We start from the raw sequence: 23,796 nt of genomic DNA on the forward strand, positions 1-23,796 counted from the left end.
TTCGACGTTGAGCGTTCGAAGTTCAACGTTCGTGCCCAAAGGGCACTAATCTTCTTCGCGCTTTGTGTCTGACTGCTCGCGCTCTTTAGCGACGTTCACCGTCAACTTACGACCAGCAAACTCCTGACCGTCCAACTGGCGAATCGCTTCGTCCGCGCCTTCAGAGTCTTCCATTGTCACAAAACCGAAACCACGAGGACGACCGCCCCCTGGGCGAGTTACGATGATCGCTTCTTCCACGGCGCCGCAGTTTGAGAAGATCTCACGAAGATCATCACCGGTGGCATCGAAAGAAAGATTTCCTATATAAAGACGAACAGACATGGTTATGTAAAATTAAACGTTATAAGTTTCAGTTGTATATTGGGTTATCCCCGAATACCGATTGAAAAAGTGCTGAACTGGCGCAAGACACAACCATAATCCTTAAAAGAGTAGTTAGAAGTTAGAAGACAGGAGTTAGGAACTGAGTATCAATGCTTTCTGCGGTATTTATCGTTCGCCAAATTGGCCGAGACTATCGACACGCTAAGCGGTTCACGACCAAAGACTAACTTCTAACTCCTCACGTCTAACTCCTGAATATAGAAAAATTTAAATCGATTCAGATTTGCTAAATCCAGCACCCAAGGATTCCGTCACTATAAATTTCCACTTTTCCGTGTATTCCCTATTTTTCCGTGAGCACCACTAAGCCAAAAAAACAAAACACGATCCTTAGGGTCTCTGCCTATCTATTCCGCTACAAACGCCTATTCTGGCTCACGATCGGACTCGCAGCAGGCATGACCGTAATGGAAATTGCCGTGCCCTACGCGATCAAAGTCATCCTAGACGACATCGCCACCACCGGCGCAATGTCCGGACTCCTGTGGGGCGTCGGCATCATCGCCTGCCTCTATATTGGCAGTGAAATCTTCAACAGCCTGCGCATTCGCGTCAACAATACCCTCGAGCAACAAGTGCTACTCGAGATGCGGCGCGATCTGCACACCAAGCTACTGCGCCTGCCTGTATCATTCTACGATCAGCGTAAAAGCGGAGAAATCTCTTCCCGTGTAATCGAAGACGTCGCCGCAGTCGAACGCGCACTCCTCGACGGCACCGAGCAAGGCACCGGCGCCATTCTACGAATCGTCGGCATCACCGCCGTGCTATTTGTGATGCAGCCTGCCCTCGCATGGTGCGTCTTCCTGCCCGTGCCACTCCTGCTGATCTGCGGCATTCTTTACTCCAAACGCTCCCGTCTCGTATGGAAAGGCGTGCGCGAAAGCTCAGCCGACTTAAATAGCCTCCTCGTCGAAGACATCCAAGGCAACCGCCTCATCCAGACCTTCGGCCTCCAAAAGCGCGAATCCGCCCGTTTCGAGCAACGCGCCGAAGACCTCAAGTCTAAGACGCTTAAGGCCATGTATCGCTGGTCGATTTACAACCCGGCCACGACCCTCGCCACCAAACTCGGCTTCCTTAGCATTGTCGCCTTCGGTGGCTACCTCGTGCTGCAAGACACCAGCGGCTTCACCATGGGTAAACTACTCGCGTTCTTCCTCTACGCCAACATGCTCTACCAGCCGATCTCACAATTGCACGGACTGAACCACCTAATCGCCGCAGGCCGCGCCTCTGGGGAGCGCGTGTTCGAAGTGCTCGACGCTGCTGTCGATGTGGATGAACCGACCGAACCACACCCGCTACCAAATGCACCGATCGAAGTCGCTTTCGAAAATGTGCAATTCGAATACCCCGGACGCCCCGCAGTGCTCAGCGCCCTAAATCTCACACTCGAAGCGAACAAGGTCACCGCACTCGTCGGCCATACTGGAGCAGGTAAGTCCACTGTCGCCAACCTCGCGATGCGCACCTACGACGTCACTCAAGGCACCGTCAAACTCACAGGCGAAGACATCCGCAACATCTCACTCTCCGAGCTGCACGACAAAGTCGGCCATGTCGCTCAAGACCCCTTCCTCTTCGAAGGCACCGTGCGCGACAACCTCCTACTCGCCAAATCCGACGCCACCGAAGCACAGATCGCCCACGCACTGGAGCAAGCCTGCGCGCGCGAATTCGTCGACGCACTACCCGAAGGGCTCGACACCAATATCGGCGAGAAAGGCATCCGCCTGAGCCAGGGCGAGAAGCAACGCCTGACCATTGCACGCGTGCTACTCAAGAATCCACCCTTCGTCATTCTCGACGAAGCCACCGCCAGCGTCGACACCATCACCGAGCGAAAAATCCAGCTCGCACTCGACCATTTAGTAGAAGAACGCACCGTGCTCGTGATCGCGCACCGCCTGTCTACCGTGCGCCGTGCAGATAAAATTGTCGTCCTCGAGGCTGGCCAAATCATCGAATCCGGCTCTCACGAAGAACTGCTCGCTCAAGACGGCCACTATGCCAAACTATGGCACCACCAAAGCGACCTGATCCCGGAGCACAGCTAAGTTTACCTAAAAATCGACAGCACTCGCATATTTTTACCCCTTGACGCTGTTTTTCCTCAACGACTATATTTCGCACTCGACTAAAATTTTTGTCAGATCTTTTTTTAAACCAAAATTGGATTACAACTTGCTATATTGCCTGCTGACATCTTTTTTGCCGACATTCATCCATGACCACACAAGAAACCAGCGATTCCAACGAAACACTTAGCAAAGAACTAGTCGTTCAGAACAAGATGGGCATTCACGCCCGTCCTGCAGCGATGATCGTGCGCATTGCCAACACCTACTCCGGTGAGGTATGGGTCGATAAAGATGATGAACAAGTGAACGGAAAAAGCATCATGGGTCTCATGATGCTCGCAGCCGGCAAAGGTTCGAAACTGACAATACGCACCGAAGGCCCCGTCGATACAGCAGAGAAAATGCTCCTCGACCTCGAAGACCTCTTTGCTCGACGCTTCGAAGAAGCATAGATTTTAAGCAGTTCAACACCGCAAATCTGCCCCACTCAATTCATTGACGGGGCTTTTTTGTGCCTGCTCCGCGGCTCTAGGCGCGACGCGTAAACCTAAAAAGCTGAGTTGAACCGTTAATAAACGTGAATGCACGTCAATCACAGACCCTAAGTGCATAATCTTTAGATACTAAAGAACGTCTCTAACTAAGAACCGTGAGTTAGCTAGTTCGCTATTTTGGCAGCGAGGCGGATTCACGTTAATTAACGCCCATTAACGGTTTAAGAATCAGAGCCCAAGCCAACTGCCGAATCTAGGTTAAAATGATCCTCCCGCTCAAGTCTGCCGCGTTGACTCGGCGCAGCAATTAAACAAATGTTTAAAACTAACATATCAAGCCAACTCACAAGACCAGAGCATGCCCACACTTTCCGAACCACCCAAGGCAGACAAAACCCGCTGCGACATAATGCGCGCTGCCGAACAGCTATTCGCGGAAAAAGGCTTCCGTGCGATGACATTACGCGACGTCACCCGCGAAGCACAGGTCAACCTCGCAGCCGTCAACTACCACTTCGGCTCCAAACAGAAACTCATGCTAGCGGTGATACGCAATCGCTTTGAGCCGATCAACGTTGAACGACTGAAACAACTCGACGCCCTCATCGCAGAGCATGCCCCCGAATCAGTGCCAGTGCATGCGATCTTCGACGCACTCTTCCGCCCACTCTTTGAAAGCGCCAGCAGCGAAACCGGAGTCGACTATGGCCTCATGCAAATGATTGGTCGCGCCATCACCGAGCCAGCAGATTTCATCAGCACCATACATAAAGAACTCTTCACCGAGCTCTCACTGCGCTTCATGTTAGAACTCAAGCGCAGCTGCCCCCACATTTCAACGACCGCTCACCACTATCGCTTCTTCTTTGCCATCAGCACCATGATCGGGGCGATTGTCGAACAAGTCCGACTCGAAAACCTCTCCGAAGGCATACTCGACCCCACCGACTTCGACACCCTCGTCGAAGAGCTAATCACTTTCACCGTCGCAGGCTACATTCAAGGGAACCCCAAGCCATAATCATACTCCTAATCCTGCTGAACCCTAAAAATTGATTAAGAGTCAGATTAGGATGACGATTAAGAACCGACCTCGAACTCCTAACTCTCAACTTTCTCACTTTCCACTTTCCACTTCCCAATAGATGCAGCCACTTCGCACACTCCTCATCCTCATCAGCATGATCGGATGCACCACACACCTTGCCGCGGAAGCAAAACACTCCGACCTCGACACCCAGCGTCTACTCGACATCAGCAAGCGTGAACAGAAAATCTACCAACAACTCGCCGCCGATCCCGAATTCTATTCCGCAGACGATTTAGAGCGCCATGTCAACGACCTCATCGTCTCCTACAGCAGCTACCTCATGGAGAATCCCAACGACGTTAGCGCACTTGTTCTTTACGGAAAGCTACTGCGCCGCGTCGGCAAGAACGACGAAGCCTTTAAAGCCTTTCTAACAGCCGACGCACTCGATCCAAGCATCGCCGTCGTGAAACAGCAGATCGGTAATCACTTGGCTGAAACTGGCAAAGGCAAAGCTGCCCTAACCTTCTACCTCAACGCCATCGAGCTCGATCCCGATGTGCCCGCCTACCACTACGCACTCGGCGAGATCCTCTACACCTTTCGCGATCAATTCCTCGAAGAAGCCATCTTCACCAGCGACGCCATCGACCGCGAAATGATCAAAGCCTTTCAAAAAACCGTGAGTCTAGAGCCAGATAACTTCGACTCACAGATGCGACTCGGCGAAGCCTACTACGACCTCGCTAGTCCCAACTGGAAAGCTGCACTCCTGCATTGGGAAAAACTCCGTAAAACCATCTCCGAAGACGATACACTACGCGCCCAAATCGTCGACCTCCACAGGACGCGTGTCCTCGGCAAACTAGGCCGCACCACCGAAGCCAAAGCGCTCGCGGAGACCATTGTGCAACCAGGCTTACAGCAATCGAAGCAACAAATCCTCGCTGAGCTCTCGAAGTTTTAAAGCGGCGAAAAGCAGAAATCAGCGCGAAACTAAGCAGGGCTGACACAAAGCACCGTCGCAGAAAAGATGCATGATCACCACGCATATGTCGCTCGACAGGAAAGTCGCCCCCAGAACATCACGATCGCGAAACTCCACAAGTATCGCCGTGCCGTCGGCGCTCGATTAAAAGTCGAAGTATACATCCTCCACTCTGTGCGCCCCGCGAGCTATTCCAACTCACCTACGCGCAAGACCAATTGATCTGCAAAGGTCACACGTCCTTGAGCAAAGGCTATGGCGTCTTCGAACGATTCAGAAAGGCGCCAACCGCATGCTTAAAATAAACGTTTCGCAGAGAACGCCCTACCCGAATGAGATTTCAAGTAGGATTCAGATTCGAGTGCTTTCATCTTATCTGAAAACGCCGCATAAAACACCAATATCCAAGGAGTGTATTTAGCGGTATGCGAACTATTCCCGCGGTTATAATCACCCAGTCTCCGCCCACTGGGCTACGCCTCACACTCATGCTCGTATCCTCCACGCTTAGATGGCTACGCCATGCGAAGCCTGAAAGGCGAACGATGGTGCTCCCGTTGAGATTCGAACTCAAATTTGCGGCTTCGGAGACCACTGCTCTATCCATTGAACTACGGGAGCAGATCAATATGTGGCTAGAGTTGTGACTAGTCCGATGGGGTCAACGCGAAAAGAAGCCTGACACTGAGATTAGAAAGGCAAATGCACCGACTAGGCACTTCGGAATGCGAGAGCGTGTCTCTTTGCACTGCGGCGCAGGAACCCTCGCAGTGCACCAAGGTTCGTATGACGCAGCTTACACGAACTGATACGCACCAAGCCATTAAGTCCAACCATCAATTCGGCGAAGCTAAAGTCCCTCCCGATGCGCGCTCTCCTGCGGGCAAAGAAGACAAATACGTATTATTTGCAAATGAGACACAGTATCAAAAAATAATTTGACAGGCTAAACGAAGCGCTATTGAGACTCATTCCCAACACTAACTAAGCAGTAAAACAAACAATGAAACTACAACGACTAATCACCCTCCTCGCACTCTGCAGCGCGGCTTTCGTAGCCACGCTCCCAGCGCAAGAGGCACCGCAGGCACTCCCCTCTCAAGCCGAGATGTGGAAAATGATCCAGGCACAACAGAAACAAATCGAAGCACTCTCAGCGATGGTGCAAGCGAACCAAACCGAAGTTTCCACGGCTCGCACGGAACTTGTGTCTGCTAAAAACGAAGCTGCAAATGCCAAGGCCGAAGCAAGCAATGCAGTCGCTCAGCTGAAGCAAACTCAGCAGCAAATCGAAGCGACTTCGCTTGCAGTTGAAGAAATGGGCGACAGCGCCTTCAACATGCCTGCATGGTATACTAACACCTCAGTCGGTGGTTATGGTGAGTTGCACGCGAACTTCAACAACGGCGCGGACAACGAAATCGACTTTCACCGCTTCGTGCTGTTCTTCAATCACGAATACAACGACTGGATCTCGCTCTTCACTGAATTCGAACTCGAGCACAGTCTTGCAGGCGATGGCCAAAACGGTGAAGTCGAACTGGAACAAGCGTTCATCCGTATGGCTTGGACACAAGAGTTCAATACTGACGCCGGTGTCTTCCTGATGCCTGTCGGTATCCTCAACGAAACACACGAGCCTAACACTTTCTATGGTGTCGAGCGTAACCGTATCGAGTCGAACATCCTGCCAAGCACATGGTGGGAAGGTGGCGTTAAAGGCACCTATCGAACTGAAAGCGGCTTTGCATTCGACGGCACAATTAGCTCTGGCCTCGATGTGCCTACCACAGGCAACAGCGCATACCGCATTCGCAGCGGCCGCCAAAAAGTATCTGAGGCCACCAACGACGAAGTTGCCATTGCTGGTCGTGTCAAATACACAGGTATTGCAGGCCTAGAGCTCGCAGCATCGGTCTTCTATCAAGATGACCTTGCCCAGACATCCAAAGACGATTTCTCAGGACTACTGACAACCACGCACGCGGTTTACCAACACGGCGGTTTCGCACTCCGTGCACTTTATTCCCGTTGGGATCTTAGCGGTGACATCGACAACTCTGACGCAGAGGAGCAATACGGTTACTACATCGAGCCATCCTACCGCTGGTCTGTCAGCGAAAAATACGGCGACGTTGGCGTCTATGCGCGCTATAGCAACTATGAGTTCTACCGCTGGGGCGATATCCAGGAAAATGAGATCTACGAAGTGGGTATCAACTACTGGCCAACTGACAATGTCGTGTTTAAGGCAGACTATCAGTATACAGGCGATGCCGACGAATTCCAACGCGCAGACGCTGGCGACAACGACATCGACAGCATCTTCAACCTAGGTGTTGGCTACCAGTTCTAAGCGATTTTTCCACGGCCGGTGCTTGCGCTCTTCGCAAGCACCGGCTTTTTTCGCATCTACGACACTTATGCCCTCACGCACTTTCATACCACTCATTGCACTTTACTGCCTACTATTTGGCAGCACGCAGCTATGTGCGCTCGAAGAGGTGTATCTGGAGCCAGAAGTATTCATCAGCCAAAGTTTTGACGGCGAACCGGAGCAAAAGGTGCTCTGGTTGACAAAGGACACCAAGGCTTCGATCAAGCAAGTGCTCGGCCGCGACTACAGCGGCATGCGTATACGCTACTGGCAACAGGGCGGACGCACTGCATGGATTCTGGATGAGCTAGGCAAAGTCAAACCAATCACGACCGGGTTTGTGGTCGAGAACAATCAACTGGTATCCATGCAGGTGCTCATCTACCGTGAAACACACGGTTGGGAAGTGCGCTACCCGTTCTTCACCGACCAATTTAAAGGTCTCGAGCTAGGCGATAAAAACCGCCTAAATAAAAAAATCGACGGCATCAGCGGCGCGACACTCTCTGTCAACGCCCTCACTCGACTTTCTAAACTAGCGCTGCACCTACACAAGGAGGCCGCCCAACAATGAGCCTGCAATTGCCACGTAAACGCACGATCCTCGCATGGCACCGCTGGCTGGGAATCGCATCTGCACTCTTCTTGCTGAGTCTATCCATCACCGGACTCGCGCTCAACCACACCGAATTTCTAAAGCTCGATCAGGTTCAGATCAAAAGCAGCGTCATCCTCAACCGCTATGGCATGGCCAGCGGCGAATCCATCGATGCGTATCGTATCCATCAATCCGATACACTGGCACATCTCAACGGCCAACTCTTCTACAACAACGCACCACTCGCCAGCGCAAGCCGACCACTGGGCATCATCGAAGGCGATCCGATCTCTGTCGTCGCGACAGAGACACAGCTCATCTACCTGACAACTGAGGGCGAATTCATCGAATCCATCGATAGCAATCAGCTCCCCTACACGACATTGATCGCCGTCGGCACCACCATCGACGGAAGCCCCCTACTCATTAGCGCCGAAGGTAATTGGACGCCCGATGCCGACTGGCTTGAATTCGACCGATACCAGGCAAGCTACAACGTCGAACCGCTCGAAACCATCACACTCGACGAAGCCAATGCCAACACCCTCCTCGATGCGTTTCAAGGCGGCGGCGTCTCGCTCTACCGCGTGCTACTCGACCTGCACTCAGGCCGCCTCTTCGGCTGGGCTGGACGCACACTGATGGATCTCTCCGCGATCGCGATCATCATTCTCATCACCTCAGGAATCGGCGGTTGGTTACGCAAATCACGCCGCCCCAAAACACCGCCGATCTCCTAACTCCCTCTCAGTCCTAAAGTCTCAGGTCTCAGTCCTCAGTCCTCAAGTCTCAGGCCTCACTCCTCAGCCCTCACAAAATGCAACGCCGACGCTTCATCAAAATCCTAGCGACTAGTGCCGCAGGCATGAGCCTAGGAAACATCGCATCTGCTCTGCCCACACTCCAAGCGGTTCGCTGGAGCGGCTACACGCTTGGCGCCGAAGGCAGCTTCACGCTCTACGCCAAGGATCGCTCAAGCGCTCAAAACGTCCTTAAGCATTGCTTCGCAGAAATACGCCGCCTCGAATCGTTGTTCAGTCTCTACGATCCGACTTCAGAGCTTTGCCGTCTCAATCGCGACGGACAACTCAACACCCCCTCCCCCGAATGGCAACCGCTCTTAGCCGCGATCGATCAAGCCTACGCACTGAGCAATGGATTGTTCGACCCCACTGTGCAACCGCTCTGGCAGACCTACGCAACGCACTTTAAGCACTCCCCCGAAACCACAGCAGCGCCGCACCCGCACGAGATTGCCGCGGCACTCAAGCGCACCGGATGGCAGCATATCGAGCACGACACGAAAACGATTCGTTTCAATCACCCAGGTATGCAGCTCACCCTCAACGGGATTGCCCAAGGTTACATCACCGATCACATCAGCGATATTCTTAAAAACGCAGGCTATCAACACGTGTTAATCGAACTCGGCGAGACCCGAGCCATCGGCTCACACCCTGAGCAACGCCCGTGGAGTATCGGCATCAAAGATGCACACTATCCCAGCGAACTCCACGACGTAGCCGAACTCGACAATCAAGCCCTCGCCACCAGCGGCAGCTATGGCAGCCCATTCTCTAAAGACGGCCACTACCACCATTTAATTCACCCACAAACAGGACTCCCTGCGACACGCTGGAAGAGCCTCAGCGTGATCGCGCCCACGGCCACACAAGCCGACGCACTCTCTACCGGCTTATCCTTTGCGAGCGCCAAAGAGATTGAAACCATTCAGAGTAAGCACTCCGAGCTACGCGTGCTCAAACAGAGCTAGCAGAACACTACTCTTGCGCAGCCTGCAGCAACTCTCGCTGCAGCGTATAATACGCGGGCTTCGGTGCATACTCGCGATCGAAGATACTACCATCATAGGCTTCACGTTTCACATACGCATCTGCATCGCTAAGGTTCCAAACATTCCAGGTGACAACACCCGAATGGCGCTTCGACAATAGCACTCGCAGTATCGCACCAAAGGTCTCGGCTTGCGCCTCGTAGTCTTTCTTCTTTTTAAGCCACACGTTATTCTCCGTAACATGAAATGAGAGTTCATTGGCATGCGCCCATGCAATCAACTTCTCCAAACGCTCCAAGTTCCCTGGCTCTTTCTCCCAGCCCACATCCACATGCGCCTGCCAGCCGATACCATCGACGCGCAGACCTTGTTCTCTCAAATAATACACGAGCCCACATACTTTACCCCATGCACCGCTCTCCATCTTGCCGTGCTGATTAATGATCAGCTTCGTATTGGGCGCATGTTCGTTGGCGATCTCAAACGCCATCTTAATATACTGCGGAGGACGCATTGGCACAGTCTCATCGAAGCCTAAGATCGTCCAAGGGTTCTCCCACTTATCAGTGCCAGGCTTCGGACCAAACCACTCGCCTGTTTTAGGCTCGACCGTCTCATTCACCACATCCATCCAGCGCACTTGCGGATGCCCATCGTAGCGTTGACAAAGCGCAGTCATAAATTCGGTCAAGTTCTGCTCCAACTCTGCTGGTGTGCGATCATCTTCCAATGTCCACTTCGAAGCCTGCGGACCGATCGGCCCATGCATACGAATCAACTGACCATGCTCGGCCGCATACTCCACCCACGCATCTGCGATCTTCCAATTCCAGCGATCTGGCATCGGATGAATTCCGGGCTGCTTAAAATCATTCTCCGGGGTGATGTAACTAAACTCACGAGCTAACAACCCCGACGTGCGTGACCGCTTCTTCCAGCCTGTGGTGCCGCCGACATACACATTCCCTCTGGGATAATACTGAGCCACGATCTCGCGAAGCGGCGCCCCCTCAGCGACGGGGAGTTCAAACTCCTCCGCCAACAACGAAACTGGAAATAACAAACAAAGAGAAATCAGACGCTTAAATATAATCATAAATCCGTGTATTTAACGTGGATCTAAATATCCTAATTCCTCTAAAAACAAAGTAGCTCGCGTCAGTGTATCGGCAAAGTTCTGAGTGTGGCTACCTTTATGAAAAAAGCTGTGATGCTGATCAGGATAGAGCACCACTTCACATGGGTTTCCTAGCTCATGCATCTTCTCGGCATAGGCCAAACTGCGTTCTGCACTCGTCGTCGTATCGCGATCTCCATTGAAGATAATCGTCGCCGGCTGCTCACCGTGCATCTGATCGATCGGTGAGATCACCATCCAATCCGGCTTAATATACCAATGCCCAAAACCCAGTGGCCCCGTATCTAACACAGGGTTAAACAACAGCAATGCATTCGGCCGCGGACTGACCCCTACGAGTGATGCCTCCTTTGACTCATAACCACGCACTGTGGCAGTCGCGGCAGCAAGGTGCCCTCCCGCAGATCCGCCAGCTGCAGCGATACGATCAGGATCAATCCCTAACTCATCCGCGTGTGCACGCACATACTGCATGGCTTGCATCGCATCATACGTGCTCTCCAGAGGCGTGGTTCCATGTGTATTCTTGATTCGATAATTCGGACAAATGACGACCATGCCACGACTGGCTAAATAATTCGCCTGCCAATAAAACGCACGCTCATCGCCCGAGGCCCAACCGCCACCATGAAACGCAACGAGCGCAGCGCGCTGATCACTCGCACACCACCCCTCGGGCTTAAAGACATACAGCGACAATTCACCTTCAGCACGTTGCGCATAAGACAGCACCAAGTCTGCCTCTCGCCACTTCATCTGATCGGTCGGATCAACTGCAACGGAGGGCGTAGCCACTTCTACCCAACTTGCCATCGCACCGTCGTCGGTATTGATACCATGAATACGTTTATACACCGTGGCCTTGCGCTGCATGTTGAGCAACGCTTCTGCATACTGCGGATCATTAACCAAATTGCGCGTCTCCTCTGGATCTTTTAAATAGTCATACAATTCGATATCCACCACAGGCCCCGCAGTGTCTCCCTCGTAGAATCGCAGATCGATCCATTCAATATAACGGTAGCGTTCATCACGCCAGGCGTAGCCCATAATTTCGTCATCCCCTCGATAGCGTGGGAATTGGCTCACAGCAAATGGCTTCACCCGCTTCTTAGGATTCTCAAGCACAGGCTTCAAACTAGTGCCTTCAATCCCAGTAGGCTCTTCAAGCCCAGACAAATCACACAGCGTCGCAAAGATATCGACCAGTTCGACAACGGACTCCGAACTCGCGCCCTTCACTAGCTTCGAATCACGCGGATCGATAATCATGAACGGCACCCGAGTGGATTGCTCATAATTCGTGTGCTTACACCACATACCATGATCGCTCAAGTGATAGCCATGATCTCCCCACAGCACGACAATCGTATTATCGGCTTCAGCACTCGCATCTAATGCATCCAGCACCTTACCCAACTGCGCATCCAGATACGAAACCGCAGCATAATAACCATGAATCAACTTCCGGCCGGTATCGTCAGGAATCGCACTGGGATCAGACAACAGCGGCACATCGGCATACGACCCATTGCGTAACTCCCAGCCGGGCTGAAAGTGATACTCCGGTGATCCCTCTGGACGCGCCGTTAGCGGATGCAGCTTAAACTGATCTGGCTCATACAAATCCCAATACCTCTTAGGCGCAATGAACGGCAAGTGTGGTTTCTTGAAACCAACCGCGATAAAGAACGGATCATCCTGTGGAGACAGTTTCTCAATCAATCCAACCGCAGTCTTGGCAATCTGCCCATCATCATACGCTTCGTCAGCCACATCTTCGGTGCCTTCATAAGGCGGCGATCCTTTTAATACTTTTGTTAGAAAGTCCCAATACCCCAGCTCTGGATTCGCCTCACGGGCGGCACGCACCTTGGCGACATACTCAGGGTTCACCAAACCATACTCACTCTCCGGATTCTTATCAAAAATATCATACGGCCCACTCCACGATTGGGGGTCATCACGATCATGCCCTTCCACCGTGCGATAATCATAAATCTTACCCACGCCTGCAGTGGTATAACCATTACGCTTAAAGTGTTGGGGGATCGTCACCACATCAGGATTCTCATCGCGAATCTTGGTTTTCAAATCCCAAATCCGAGTTTGATCCGGCCGCAACCCCGTCATAACACTCGCCCGCGAAGGCCCACATACTGCTTGTTGGCAATGCGCATTGAGAAAGGTCATGCCCTGCTCGGCCAAGCGTTCAAAGTTCGGGCTGACGACGGTCTCGTCGCCATAGTTTGACAACAAAGGCTTCAGATCATCCACCGCAATGAAGAGAACATTTGGACGCTGCGCCGCACTCAGGCAGGCGACCGATAGAAGCGCACAAACAAACAGTCTTAAAAAGTATTTCATTATAAAGGATCAGTATCATGCATCTAACGCAGATACATTGACGCTCACCTACACCTGACCGCGACGTGCTTCAAGCTGGTCGCGAATCTCCGCAGCCTTCTCTCTATTAATTGGGAATAGCTTCAACAAAGCCAGAGCAGCAATCAACGATACGACTGGTATCACTATATAGCCGATTCGCATGTTTTGATACACCGCTTCTGGTTGAGCTCCCTCCAGCGCGGCATCAAACCCCGTCATCTCAATCAACGGCCCAGAAATCAAGAACCCGACACAGAAACTAAACTTTAGAATCCATGAAAAAATCGAAGCGAAGCTACCTTCACGGCGCTCTCCTGTTTTCAGTTCATCATAGTCTACAATATCGACCTGCATCGACGGCAACATCAACCAGAGTCCAGCGTAACCGACACCAATGAAAGCGGTATTCACCAGCATCAACCAGGGATAGTCTGGATTAAAGGTCCACCACGTCGTGGACGCCGAAGCCAGCACAATACAAACGGCAATGCCTAAGCACTTATTCTTACCGATACGCTCCGACAGACGGCGAAAAATCGGAATAAACATTAAACTAAAGATCGTGTAGACAAGTGTGCCCCAGCCAGCAAACACCGAGCTTTTAGCCCAGTCGCCGCCAAGCACATAGTAAGTGCCCACATAGCGACCATAACTATCAAAAATCGCTGTGCCTAATAAGAAAAACAAAGTGAACATGCACAAAATCAGGAATGCACGATTTGAAAGCGTTTCCCGCAAACTATGCAGCAGCTTCACCTTATTCTGACGTAGCTTCACTGATTCATAATAGCGCTCTTTTACAAAAATAGCCGGTATCAGCCCGCCGACCAAAATACAGACCGAAATCCCCAAACTCACATAACGCATACCATTGGCCGTGCTAGCAACTAACTCCCCCGTGCCAGGGTCGGCTGCGAAAAAGAGCGGACGTAGCGTGATCCACCAAATCCAACCATTCACTAACCCCGCAAGCGTCTGAAAATAACCACGCACTTCCGTCACACGGGTGCGCTCATTATAATCCGGAGTCATCTCCATCAGCATACTCTGATACGGCATCGCCCACACGGTGAAGCATGTATAAAAGAGGATACCGAACCCAATCACCCAAAACATGTTTTGCTCTGGAGTCAGCCCCACGGGAAACCAAAAGATCAAAGGATACGTAATCGCCGATAGAATCGCACCAACGAAGATGAACGGACGACGACGCCCCCAACGCGTGCGAGTATTATCCGAAATCCACCCCATGATCGGATCAACCACGCCATCCCACAGACGCAACGACATCAAAATAATCGCCACATAAAGCGGACGCATCTCCAACTCCATATTAAATAATGGATAGGCAATACTCACGAGCACCCAAACCGACAGGATATCGACAGGCCCGCCCAAAGCATAAGCCAACTTCTTCGTAAATGGGACATGGTCGCCTGCCGCGATAGGAACGTTTGGGGAACTGGGGATACTCATAAAGATCAAAATTGGGGTGAACTTCCCTACAAAACAAGGGCATTATTGCATTATTAAAAACAACTTACCACTGAAAAAGGGCACAAGTTAGTGTGCACTTTTTCATTCTTTTGAACTGAAGTTTAAATGAACTATCACATTTACCTTCAATTCTCCTCAGTCAAAGCTTAGTCTCATACTACCTACTACTTCTGCAATGAATCCTCACCTACCCAAAACACTCTTAGCACTCTGCGCCAGCAGCTCAATCTACGCGCTCAGTAGCTGCTTACAAGCAGACACAATGGAAGCCTCCCTAAGTATCAATGCCGACACCATAGAGCAGACAGCAGACCGCCATCGCCTCACTGGCACCAATGTTTCCCTATGGAGCCGCGTCGCAATCGTTGAAGATCAAACCTTCCAAGACTATATCAGCGAGTGGCACCCAGCAACGATCCGCATGCCCGGAGGCTCATGGTCCAATGAATACTACTGGAATGGTAACGGCGTGCGCATCGGCCCAGAGCACGAACTTGAAAATTTCGATACCAGTCAACAAAATGCCGATGGCACATGGGAAGTCGATTATTCCGGCTACGCACCCGGCTTCCGCCTTCATGGTGAAGCGCGCCACCTGTCAGATTACCACGGCGACTTAGATGTGCGCACACAGCATGAGTGGATTAACAATCTCGACGCTAAGGCGATGGTCACCGTCAATGTCGGTTCCGGCACGCCACAAGTCGCCGCCGAGTGGCTCAAATGGGCGAACCTGACGAATGACTACGGCGTCAACCAATGGGAAATCGGCAACGAACTCAACGGTGATTGGGAACTCGGACATCGTCTACCCGACGGATCATCCATGAACGGCACCGTTTACGCGCAGCGCTTTCTCGAATTTTCCAAGGCAATGCGTGCCGTCGATTCCACGGTCCAACTCGGTGGCCCTGCGAGTTCCGACCTCGGCCTCGACTTTGTCGAAGAATTGATCCGTGACAGTGGCGATTCACTCGATTTCGTCAGTTTCCACGCCTACCCCGTCGGCGTCCAAACGATCGACAGCAGCCATAAATTCGCCGCAATTGATGAGCTGCGCGACGCAATTCACAAGATCGATCAGTGGATTGAGAAATATCAACCGGGACGCAAAGAAGAGATCGAGATCGGCATCACCGAGTGGAACATTAAGGTCAACGAAGACCGTGACACCGCCGACCTAATCAACGGACTCTGGTCCGCACTCTGGATCGGCGCACTGTTTGAAGAAGGTGTCGATTTCGCCAACCAGTGGGACCTCACCACTTACGTCGAAGAAGGTGGGCACAGTGCCTTCTATATCGACGAAGCCACTACCACCGTCATCCCGAAAAGCCAATACTGGGCGCTATGGATGTGGAACAATCTAATGGGCAACGAGCTCGTAGCGTCCAAGATCAAAGGCACCGACCAGCTACAAAGCTTTGTCACAAAATCCGAGAGTGGCCTTCAGGTGATGCTAGTCAATACATCCGAGACAGACGCCGCTCGACTCACCTTAAAACTAGAGAGCCAACAACGCCCACAACTCATCGGCATCCAACACACGTTCTCTCAGGCAGAGTATTTTTGGGATCCACATGCCCACAAGCCACTATGGAGCCAGAAACCGTCTCAAAAGAAACTACACTTCGACAAAAGCCGCTTGATCCATGTGCCAGCCTTTAGCATCTGTGTCGTGCAACTCGCTTGGAAAGACGCTCCCGCCTTGCCATACACCCCAGCAACCCGAGCCCAAGAACCGGAGTTAAAGATCCTACTCCCCGAACGTGCGCCCGCCGATCGTCCAATCGAAGGATGGCTAGTCGCCACCGATTCCAACAAACGACTTCCACAACTCAACGTAGACAATCCCACCCTATCCATCGATGGCCCCGCAAGTATCGACCAAAGCACATTGAAACTAATCAATGGAGCAGCTCACTTCACACTAACCCCACACGGCGCAGGAACAGTGCAGATCACGGCAAAGAACCGGCACTTAAATACCACACAAAGCATCGAGCTCGTCGCACTGAGCGAGCGCAAGCAAGTCAACTGGACCTTTGATAATCCGATCTCCCAATGGCAGGTCGAAAGCACTTACGAATTAAGCGCAGATCCATCAATCAAGCCGAACCAATATGTCGCCGCGGCACGCATCGAGAATCAACTCCCAGTGAAAGATGCCGATCAACTCTTCCACTTCGAACCACTCCCGAGCGACAAGCTTCCGTTTAAAAATGCCGTGGGTGTGATTGGTCAGTTGCGCGCCGCACACAATTTAAAATGCGCTGATCCTAAAGCAAAAATCAACATCATCCTCCAGAGCGATGCGAACCACTGGATGCCTCTCGGCTCAGTTCAGCTCTCCGACATCATCGGCAAGTGGCAGGATTTCGAATTCAAAGCCACGAAGCCCGAGCATCTAGATGCCATGGGCAAACTCTACTCAATTCGTATCCAGATCCAATCACTCGCTCCAATCACTGGCGACATCTACCTCGACGATCTCGGCTTCATCTTCCGCACCGGCCTATAAACAATGAAACCCACAATTTTAAAGTCTCTGTATACTGCAGCCGCTATATGCATCACCTCACAGGCCTTCTGCGCCACACAACCGAATGTGCTATTCATCGCCATCGATGATCTAAAGCCAACCATCGGCGCTTATGGCAACGAAGTGCCAACACCCTCGATCGACCGCATCTCGGACGCCGGCACCACCTTTCTCAATGCACATTGCCAGCAAGCCGTTTGCGGTCCCTCACGTGCCAGCTTAATGACAGGCAAGTATCCCGACTATACTCAGATATGGGATCTTCAGACTCTAATTCGAGATATCCACCCAGACATCGTCACGATCCCACAGTATTTCAAAGCGCAAGGCTACCAATCCGTAGGAGTCGGCAAAATCTACGATCCACGCAGCGTCGATAAAGGCTCCGACACCGCATCGTGGAGCCAACCCTACGCACACACCTGGCACCTCGACTACAATGCACAGACTGGTAAACCCACCGGGCACTATCACAATGCAAAAACCAAAGCACTCGCCGCCGAAGCCGAGGCACAAGGTAAGACCGGTTGGAATGCGATTAATAAATACCTATTCAAAAAAGACGCTTGGCCAGTGGTAGAATGCGAAGACCTACCGGACAACGCCTACGACGACGGAGCCATTGCCGATTACGCAGTCAACGAACTCGCGAAACTGGCCAAGAAAGACACCCCCTTCTTCCTCGCAGTCGGATTCAAAAAACCACACCTCCCTTTTGTCGCACCGAAAAAGTATTGGGATCTCTTTGACCGCGACTCCATCGAACTCGCCCCCTTCCAAGAGCACGCCGAAGGCAGCCCCGACTATGCATGGCATGATTCCAACGAGCTCCGCTCCTACAACGGCGTGCCAACGAAAGGTGACCTCGACGAGCCAACGCAGCGCAAACTCATTCACGGTTACTACGCCAGCGTCGCATATATCGATGCACAGGTTGGAAAAGTGCTCGATCAACTCGATGCACTCGGCCTAGACGAAAACACCATCATCGTCTTTTGGGGCGACCACGGATGGCACCTCGGCGATCATGGCATCTGGTGTAAGCATACGAACTACGAGCAAGCCACACGCGTGCCTCTCATCATCACCATGCCGGGCGCCTCGCAGCAGATCACCACTATGCCAGCGGAATTAGTCGACCTCTTCCCGACCCTCTGCGACTTAGCGGGCTTGCCGAAGCCCGAAAATCTCGACGGCATCAGCCTCGCTCCGACAATCACTGACCAAGATCAAAAAGTGCGATCCATCGCACTCAGCCAATTCCCACGCGGTAGCAAAATGGGTTATGCCCTGCGCAGTGAGCGCTTCCGTTTCGTCGCTTGGTATGAAACAGGCAAAAATAGCGGCGCACAAAAAGGCGACACCATTACTGCAACCGAGCTCTACGACTACCAAGTCGACCCCTTGGAAACGCGTAATCTAGTCAACGACCCGCAATACGCGAAAGTCGTCGCAGCCATGCAGCAAGCACTCCGCCAACGCGTCGAACGATAGACACGAACTTTTTTAATATATTTATGAACACGCACACCATTACTAAACGACTATTACCCGCCTTAGCATTAGGAATTTCTCTATTACCCTGCACACAAAGCACCGCTGCCGCGAAGGCCAACCGTGCTCCACAAGCAGACAAAGAGCAGCCTAACGTCATTTTCTTTATCGCAGATGATATGCTACCCAAACACTTCAACTGCCTACCACAAGGCAAAGGTAAGAACCTCACCCCCAACATCGACCGCCTCGCCAAGGAAGGCACGGTCATGTTGGAACAACATGTGGCCTCGCCAATCTGCACACCCAGTCGCTACAACGTGCTCACGGGCAACTACGCCAGCCGTGCCAATAACGCCTGGTTTAAAAGCACTACAAAGAAAGAAGGCCAAAGTGTCGTCGAGTTCAACACACACATCATCAAAGGCGACACCACCCTCCCCGGCCTACTGCAAAAGGCAGGTTACACCACAGGGATGACTGGCAAAAACCACGTCGTCGAGGTGCACAATCTCAAACGATTCAAAGACTTCGATGCCAGTGCCAAAGACCCAGAAAACGCCTCCAAACTTAAAGCAAATCATGATCACGTCTGCCAAGCGATTCGCGAAGTCGGCTTCGACTACGTAGATAATGTTTACCACAACAATCCTGACTTCCTCGGACTGCATGAAGTCGCGGTGCAAAATATGGACTGGATCACTGAAGGTGGCGTCGAGTTCCTAAAACAAGATCACGACAAGCCCTTCTTCCTCTACTTTGCGACCACCGTGCCACACGGCCCAACCAAGGAAAAACGTTCATGGAATGCCGACCCACTCATTACCGCAGTCGGCTACTTAGACGAAACGCCAAATGTGCAGCCCGCGCGCTCAACCATACCGACACGCTTGAAAGCTGCTGGCCTACCCGTAAACGACGACACCGCCAACATGCTCTGGCTCGATGACGCAGTCGGCGCACTACTCGACGCACTCGAAGCAACTGGCGAACTCGACAACACCGTGTTCTTCTTCTTTAGCGACCATGGACAAAGCTCCAAAGGCACCGTTTATCAAGGCGGGGTGCACGATCCGAGCATCGTATGGAAAAAAGGCGGTTTTCCTGTGGGATCCACATGCGATGCCCTCGTTTCGATCGTCGATTTCGCTCCTACGATTCTCGACATCGCTGATTACGACTACTCAAAAGTGACTTTCGATGGCAAAAGTTTCCTGCCATATCTCAACGGCGCAGAGCAGCCAGAAGGCCGTGTCCTCTACTTTGAACTCGGCTACGCTCGCGGCGTGCGCAAGGGTGATTGGAAATACATGGCGATCCGCTATCCCGAGCACATCGAACGCATGAGCCCCGAAGAACGCGCAGCGACACTCGAAGAATGGAATGCCGAGCGCCGCCGCAAACACTTGAAAATTGTAACCGAAGACCCAACTCAACCATTCAGCCACCTCACAGCGATTCCTGGCGGCGGTGATGCCGAAAAGAAATCAACCGGTTCCTACCCTGGATATTTCGATCGCGACCAACTCTACGACCTCTCCAAGGATCCAAGAGAACAGGTAAACTTAGCCAACAATCCTGAATATACCGCGAAGCTAGCCGAGATGAAAGCTGCGTTAAAACAGCAACTCGACACACTCCCTGGCGGCTTCGGCGATTTGAAAAAGTAGCCCGACGCTACACGATATCAATTCATCAATGATCACACAAAGCGTGGAGGGTTCGTCACCTTTCACGCTTTTTTTTGTGCCGACTTGGCGTGAGACCATGCAGTCGGCACTATGCTGACGCGCATCAAGGATTGTGATTCTTGATGGTTCAGAAATGTGCGCAGGGGTCGTGCTTGCGCGAACCGCGTAGGCAGGAAACGTTCCGAAACTCCATGACCTAAGGCCTTAGCGCGGGCTTCGCGAGCAAAGCCGCTACCCAATGTTAGTCGATACGATCGACACACCTTCAGCCATCGTCGCCCAAAGCAAAGTTCACCGCTTCTATTCCAGCAACTGAGCAAGCATCCATCACTTTAACGATCTGCCCATGTGACACTGCATCTGCTGGTGAAATCGTGACAATAGCCTCGACCTTGTTCGCGCTACTGGCCTCCTTGAAACGGGTCAGCATCGAGGCGAGCTCTTCCAACCGCGAAACATTCGGAGTATCATACGGGTAATCGTTAACGACGACCTGCCCGTCGGGGCGGATTTCGATAATCTGCTCATCTGGCAAGTCGAGCGGCTCGGATTGCTCGACCGTGCCGGGCAATTGAAAGGACAAATCCGCCTCTTGCTGCTCTAAAGTGGACGACACCATAAAATAAATGAGAAGTAGAAACACGACATCGATCATCGGTGCAATCGGCACACCGCCCTTCTCTTCTGGTCGTTTTTTGAGTTTAGCCATTCCTTACCTCGCTTGATAGGTCGCATAGATCACTTCGTAAGCACCGACTTCGGCACAGGAGCGGAGCACTTCCTTAATATCGTGATACGATGTAGCACGATCCGCCCGAACATGAATACGCAATTGAGGATTCTCTGATAGCGACGTTTTGATCGTCTCCTGCATGCCTTCTAGCGTATGCGGTCGCGCACCTAGGTAGATTTGGCCGTCCGCATCGATGGAGATCGTGCCACGATCAGCGAGGTCCTCCGGCACATCGCTGGACGCCGACTCTGGCAAATCAAGTTTCACACGGCGATCCGCCTGCGCCAAAGTGCTGACCGTCATAAAAAAGACCAGCAAGAGAAACACCATGTCGATCATCGGTGTCATCGGAAAGTCTTCTTCCGGAGGAGATGTAGATCGACGGCGTGCCATGTTTAACAGTGAGGAGTGATCAGTGATTCCAAGCTCCTATAGCAACTGCCTCGGAGCGAGCATTCTCTCGAAGTCGATGCTGAACCAGCAACACCCCGAAACAGAGTTTCGAGGCTACAGATTAAGTCATCATCAAGAGTAAACATGGATCTATATAATATGAGCTAAATCTAAAACGATTCAATCGCTAGGCAAGGTTTGAGTGCTGGCACAAAAAAAGAGGCGCCCGCATTGCGGACGCCTCTGAAAGCTTTATGCGTATCGGGTCTTAGTAGACCTGAGTTGCTTCTTCTTCAGGAACTGGAGTCTTAAGAAGATCCGAGTTCATCTGAGCCTTGAAGCGAGCATCACCAACGGAGAGTGCCTTAGCAACAACACGGAACTGGATGATTTCCTTAGCAGCCAATGATGGGTAAGCAGCGAAGTTCACATTGTTTCCAGTGATTGTGCCTTGTGTGTCACCAGCAGCGGAGACAACAGACAGTTCACGTGGGATCTGGATGTCTAGCTTCACGTTTGTATCAGGAGCTGTTCCTTGGTTAGTGATTTGGATGATGTATGTAGTTTCCTCACCAACAAGAAGAGGATCCTCAGTATCGATCACTTCGATCAGAAGTGCAGGGTAACCGCGCCATTCTGTGCAAGCGTCATCATTACCGCTCAAGCCGTATTCAGCAGAAGAAGCCGAGACTTGGTTGCAGTATGTGCCTTCTTCAAGACCAAGAACAGTTACGTCGAAGTTCTTAGACTCACCAGCACCAAGGCTGACTGTCCATGTAGCTGTGTTACCGTCGATCTGTGCTCCAGAAGCGGAGAGAAGCTTGTTTTGAGCAGGAACTGTGTCAGTGACAACCACATCGCTGAGTGCGACATCGCCAGTGTTCTTAGCAACAATCTTATAAGATGCACGCTTACCAACGAATTGCATTGGTGTGCCGTCCTTAGTGACTTCAAGACCAGCTTCAACAACCTTCACATCGTCGCTGTGTGTGACAGCTCCTGGAGTGTTAGAAGAAGTCGCGGATGCAACGTTAGTGTGCTGACCATTTGCGACAGCAGTTGTGTTGATCGTGATCTCACGGCTTTCACCCGGAGCGAGTGTGCCGACTTCTGTAACAAGGGTTGTCTCACCACTTTCATGGGAGATACCAGCAGGCAATGTATCTGTAACAACGACATCGTATGCGCAGAAGTTACCAGTATTTGTCACTGTGATAGTCCAAGGCACACCTGTGTTGATCAAGACTTGCTCGTTTGGAGTTGTCTTGACGATCGCAAGCTCTGGCACACCAACAGATGTTGTTGTGCAAGCGTCTTGGATCGCTGTGATTGTCGCACAGCTGCTGAGATCAGTAGCTGATGTTGGCTTAACAACCAATTCGAGTGGTGCTTGAACACCATTTGCAAGGTTGTAGAGGGTCCATGTTACATTGCTACCAGAGACTTCTGCTTCTGGGTTACTAGAAACATAAACTGTGCCAGCGGGGATCTGCTCTTTAACAATGACCTGCTTCAGATCTTGCTTCGCAGTCACGGTGTAATTGTATGTGAATGGCTCATTAAGTGCAACTGTAGCAGGTGCAGACTTATCGAGGCTCACAGCATACTGATCGATCGAATCAGAAACGACGCCTGGAGCGCAGTCATCTTCAGCAACGACAGCTTGCTCTTCCACGACAACCACTTCTGGTTGCTGATTGCGGTAGTCATGCACGTGACGATTATTCGATGGAGTCTTCATATTGAAGACTGTGGATTCAGGAGAATTCGACACTGTGAAATTCTTACCCTCATCCGGTGTGCGTTCAGCAGATAGCTGAGCAACGGATAGGGCCATAATTCCTGCAAGTGCAGAAGCTCCAATGAGCTTTTTCATAATATTCATATAGTATTTATGGGTTTAGGTTTGATTTAGCTTGTTGATGCGAACTGGTGAGTCCGCCCATCCGCATATTGAAGATGAGGTTAAAAACCTATGAATAAATAACGTAATATCGAGTCTAAATGCATTTTTTCACGATAAAGTATAAGATGACAAAAGAACTGCCCTCTCCGGTTGAGGCAAGTAACTCCCGAACCTCACGACCCCGCGACAACAAGCACAACGTAAACCACTGATAATTAGTTAATAACAAAAAAAGGCGACCGTGTTAACACACGATCGCCT

At 51.6% G+C, this 23,796-nt stretch carries 18 protein-coding genes, 1 tRNA gene and 1 pseudogene; 11 read left to right on the forward strand and 9 right to left on the reverse strand.

The window, feature by feature from the left end:
- Positions 1–45: 45 nt before the first annotated feature.
- The gene (locus GZZ87_RS16540; protein WP_162025453.1) at positions 46–324 is read right to left on the reverse strand and encodes an RNA-binding protein; all 279 of its coding nucleotides are present in this window, start codon (positions 322–324) and stop codon (positions 46–48) included.
- A 356-nt stretch (positions 325–680) separates the two neighbouring features.
- On the opposite strand from GZZ87_RS16540, the gene GZZ87_RS16545 reads away from it, so the two are divergent.
- The 4 genes from GZZ87_RS16545 to GZZ87_RS16560 all read left to right on the forward strand — a co-directional run bounded on the left by GZZ87_RS16545 (position 681) and on the right by GZZ87_RS16560 (position 4,962).
- Positions 681–2,447 carry an ABC transporter ATP-binding protein gene (locus tag GZZ87_RS16545; protein ID WP_244648147.1) on the forward strand — a complete coding sequence of 589 codons (1,767 nt, stop codon included), beginning with the start codon at positions 681–683 and terminating at the stop codon, positions 2,445–2,447.
- Positions 2,448–2,617: 170 nt separating this feature from the next.
- Positions 2,618–2,923 (forward strand): HPr family phosphocarrier protein, encoded by a 306-nt coding sequence (locus GZZ87_RS16550; protein WP_162025452.1) that lies wholly within the window; start codon positions 2,618–2,620, stop codon positions 2,921–2,923.
- 400 nt (positions 2,924–3,323) lie between these two features.
- Complete coding sequence (locus GZZ87_RS16555; RefSeq protein WP_162025451.1) at positions 3,324–3,986, forward strand: TetR family transcriptional regulator; 663 nt, start codon at positions 3,324–3,326, stop codon at positions 3,984–3,986.
- 124 nt (positions 3,987–4,110) lie between these two features.
- Positions 4,111–4,962, forward strand: coding sequence for a tetratricopeptide repeat protein (locus tag GZZ87_RS16560; RefSeq protein ID WP_162025450.1), 852 nt, complete (start codon positions 4,111–4,113; stop codon positions 4,960–4,962).
- 317 nt (positions 4,963–5,279) lie between these two features.
- On the opposite strand, the pseudogene GZZ87_RS16565 reads toward GZZ87_RS16560, so the two are convergent.
- Together GZZ87_RS16565 and GZZ87_RS16570 are read right to left on the reverse strand one after the other, a co-directional pair.
- Positions 5,280–5,447 (reverse strand): annotated as a pseudogene (locus tag GZZ87_RS16565) (GIY-YIG nuclease family protein); the annotation flags it as partial.
- Between the two features lie 82 nt (positions 5,448–5,529).
- Positions 5,530–5,604, reverse strand: a tRNA-Arg gene (locus GZZ87_RS16570).
- A 382-nt stretch (positions 5,605–5,986) separates the two neighbouring features.
- Between GZZ87_RS16570 and GZZ87_RS16575 the strand changes: the two genes are divergently transcribed.
- The 4 genes from GZZ87_RS16575 to GZZ87_RS16590 all read left to right on the forward strand — a co-directional run bounded on the left by GZZ87_RS16575 (position 5,987) and on the right by GZZ87_RS16590 (position 9,732).
- Complete coding sequence (locus GZZ87_RS16575; RefSeq protein ID WP_162025448.1) at positions 5,987–7,339, forward strand: porin; 1,353 nt, start codon at positions 5,987–5,989, stop codon at positions 7,337–7,339.
- A gap of 67 nt (positions 7,340–7,406) precedes the next feature.
- Positions 7,407–7,934 carry an FMN-binding protein gene (locus tag GZZ87_RS16580; RefSeq protein ID WP_162025447.1) on the forward strand — a complete coding sequence of 176 codons (528 nt, stop codon included), beginning with the start codon at positions 7,407–7,409 and terminating at the stop codon, positions 7,932–7,934.
- A complete protein-coding gene (locus GZZ87_RS16585; RefSeq protein WP_162025446.1) occupies positions 7,931–8,698 on the forward strand; it encodes a PepSY domain-containing protein in 768 nt (255 codons plus the stop codon). The genes GZZ87_RS16580 and GZZ87_RS16585 overlap by 4 nt, the downstream gene beginning before the upstream one ends.
- Before the next feature lie 77 nt (positions 8,699–8,775).
- Positions 8,776–9,732 (forward strand): FAD:protein FMN transferase, encoded by a 957-nt coding sequence (locus GZZ87_RS16590; RefSeq protein ID WP_162025445.1) that lies wholly within the window; start codon positions 8,776–8,778, stop codon positions 9,730–9,732.
- A gap of 7 nt (positions 9,733–9,739) precedes the next feature.
- Here the strand turns inward: GZZ87_RS16590 and GZZ87_RS16595 are convergent, their stop codons facing one another.
- The 3 genes from GZZ87_RS16595 to GZZ87_RS16605 are packed head-to-tail and all read right to left on the reverse strand — an operon-like array spanning position 9,740 to position 14,755.
- A complete protein-coding gene (locus tag GZZ87_RS16595; protein WP_162025444.1) occupies positions 9,740–10,849 on the reverse strand; it encodes an endo-1,4-beta-xylanase in 1,110 nt (369 codons plus the stop codon).
- Positions 10,850–10,861: 12 nt separating this feature from the next.
- Positions 10,862–13,258, reverse strand: a complete 2,397-nt coding sequence (locus GZZ87_RS16600; protein WP_162025443.1) for an alpha/beta fold hydrolase — start codon at positions 13,256–13,258, stop codon at positions 10,862–10,864.
- 48 nt (positions 13,259–13,306) lie between these two features.
- Positions 13,307–14,755, reverse strand: coding sequence for an MFS transporter (locus tag GZZ87_RS16605; RefSeq protein ID WP_162025442.1), 1,449 nt, complete (start codon positions 14,753–14,755; stop codon positions 13,307–13,309).
- A 196-nt stretch (positions 14,756–14,951) separates the two neighbouring features.
- On the opposite strand from GZZ87_RS16605, the gene GZZ87_RS16610 reads away from it, so the two are divergent.
- The 3 genes from GZZ87_RS16610 to GZZ87_RS16620 are packed head-to-tail and all read left to right on the forward strand — an operon-like array spanning position 14,952 to position 20,482.
- The gene (locus tag GZZ87_RS16610) at positions 14,952–17,297 is read left to right on the forward strand and encodes a hypothetical protein (protein WP_162025441.1); all 2,346 of its coding nucleotides are present in this window, start codon (positions 14,952–14,954) and stop codon (positions 17,295–17,297) included.
- 3 nt (positions 17,298–17,300) lie between these two features.
- A complete protein-coding gene (locus GZZ87_RS16615; RefSeq protein ID WP_162025440.1) occupies positions 17,301–18,812 on the forward strand; it encodes a sulfatase in 1,512 nt (503 codons plus the stop codon).
- 23 nt (positions 18,813–18,835) lie between these two features.
- Positions 18,836–20,482 carry a sulfatase-like hydrolase/transferase gene (locus tag GZZ87_RS16620; RefSeq protein ID WP_162025439.1) on the forward strand — a complete coding sequence of 549 codons (1,647 nt, stop codon included), beginning with the start codon at positions 18,836–18,838 and terminating at the stop codon, positions 20,480–20,482.
- Positions 20,483–20,768: 286 nt separating this feature from the next.
- Here the strand turns inward: GZZ87_RS16620 and GZZ87_RS16625 are convergent, their stop codons facing one another.
- From GZZ87_RS16625 to GZZ87_RS16635, 3 genes are all read right to left on the reverse strand, one after another.
- Complete coding sequence (locus tag GZZ87_RS16625; protein ID WP_162025438.1) at positions 20,769–21,212, reverse strand: biopolymer transporter ExbD; 444 nt, start codon at positions 21,210–21,212, stop codon at positions 20,769–20,771.
- A gap of 3 nt (positions 21,213–21,215) precedes the next feature.
- Positions 21,216–21,629: a biopolymer transporter ExbD gene (locus tag GZZ87_RS16630; protein ID WP_162025437.1), complete on the reverse strand. Its 414-nt coding sequence runs from the start codon at positions 21,627–21,629 to the stop codon at positions 21,216–21,218.
- A 268-nt stretch (positions 21,630–21,897) separates the two neighbouring features.
- Positions 21,898–23,505: a DUF11 domain-containing protein gene (locus GZZ87_RS16635; RefSeq protein ID WP_162025436.1), complete on the reverse strand. Its 1,608-nt coding sequence runs from the start codon at positions 23,503–23,505 to the stop codon at positions 21,898–21,900.
- Between the last annotated feature and the right edge of the window lie 291 nt (positions 23,506–23,796).

This window comes from Lentimonas sp. CC4 (genome assembly GCF_902728235.1).
GTDB lineage: Bacteria > Verrucomicrobiota > Verrucomicrobiia > Opitutales > Coraliomargaritaceae > Lentimonas.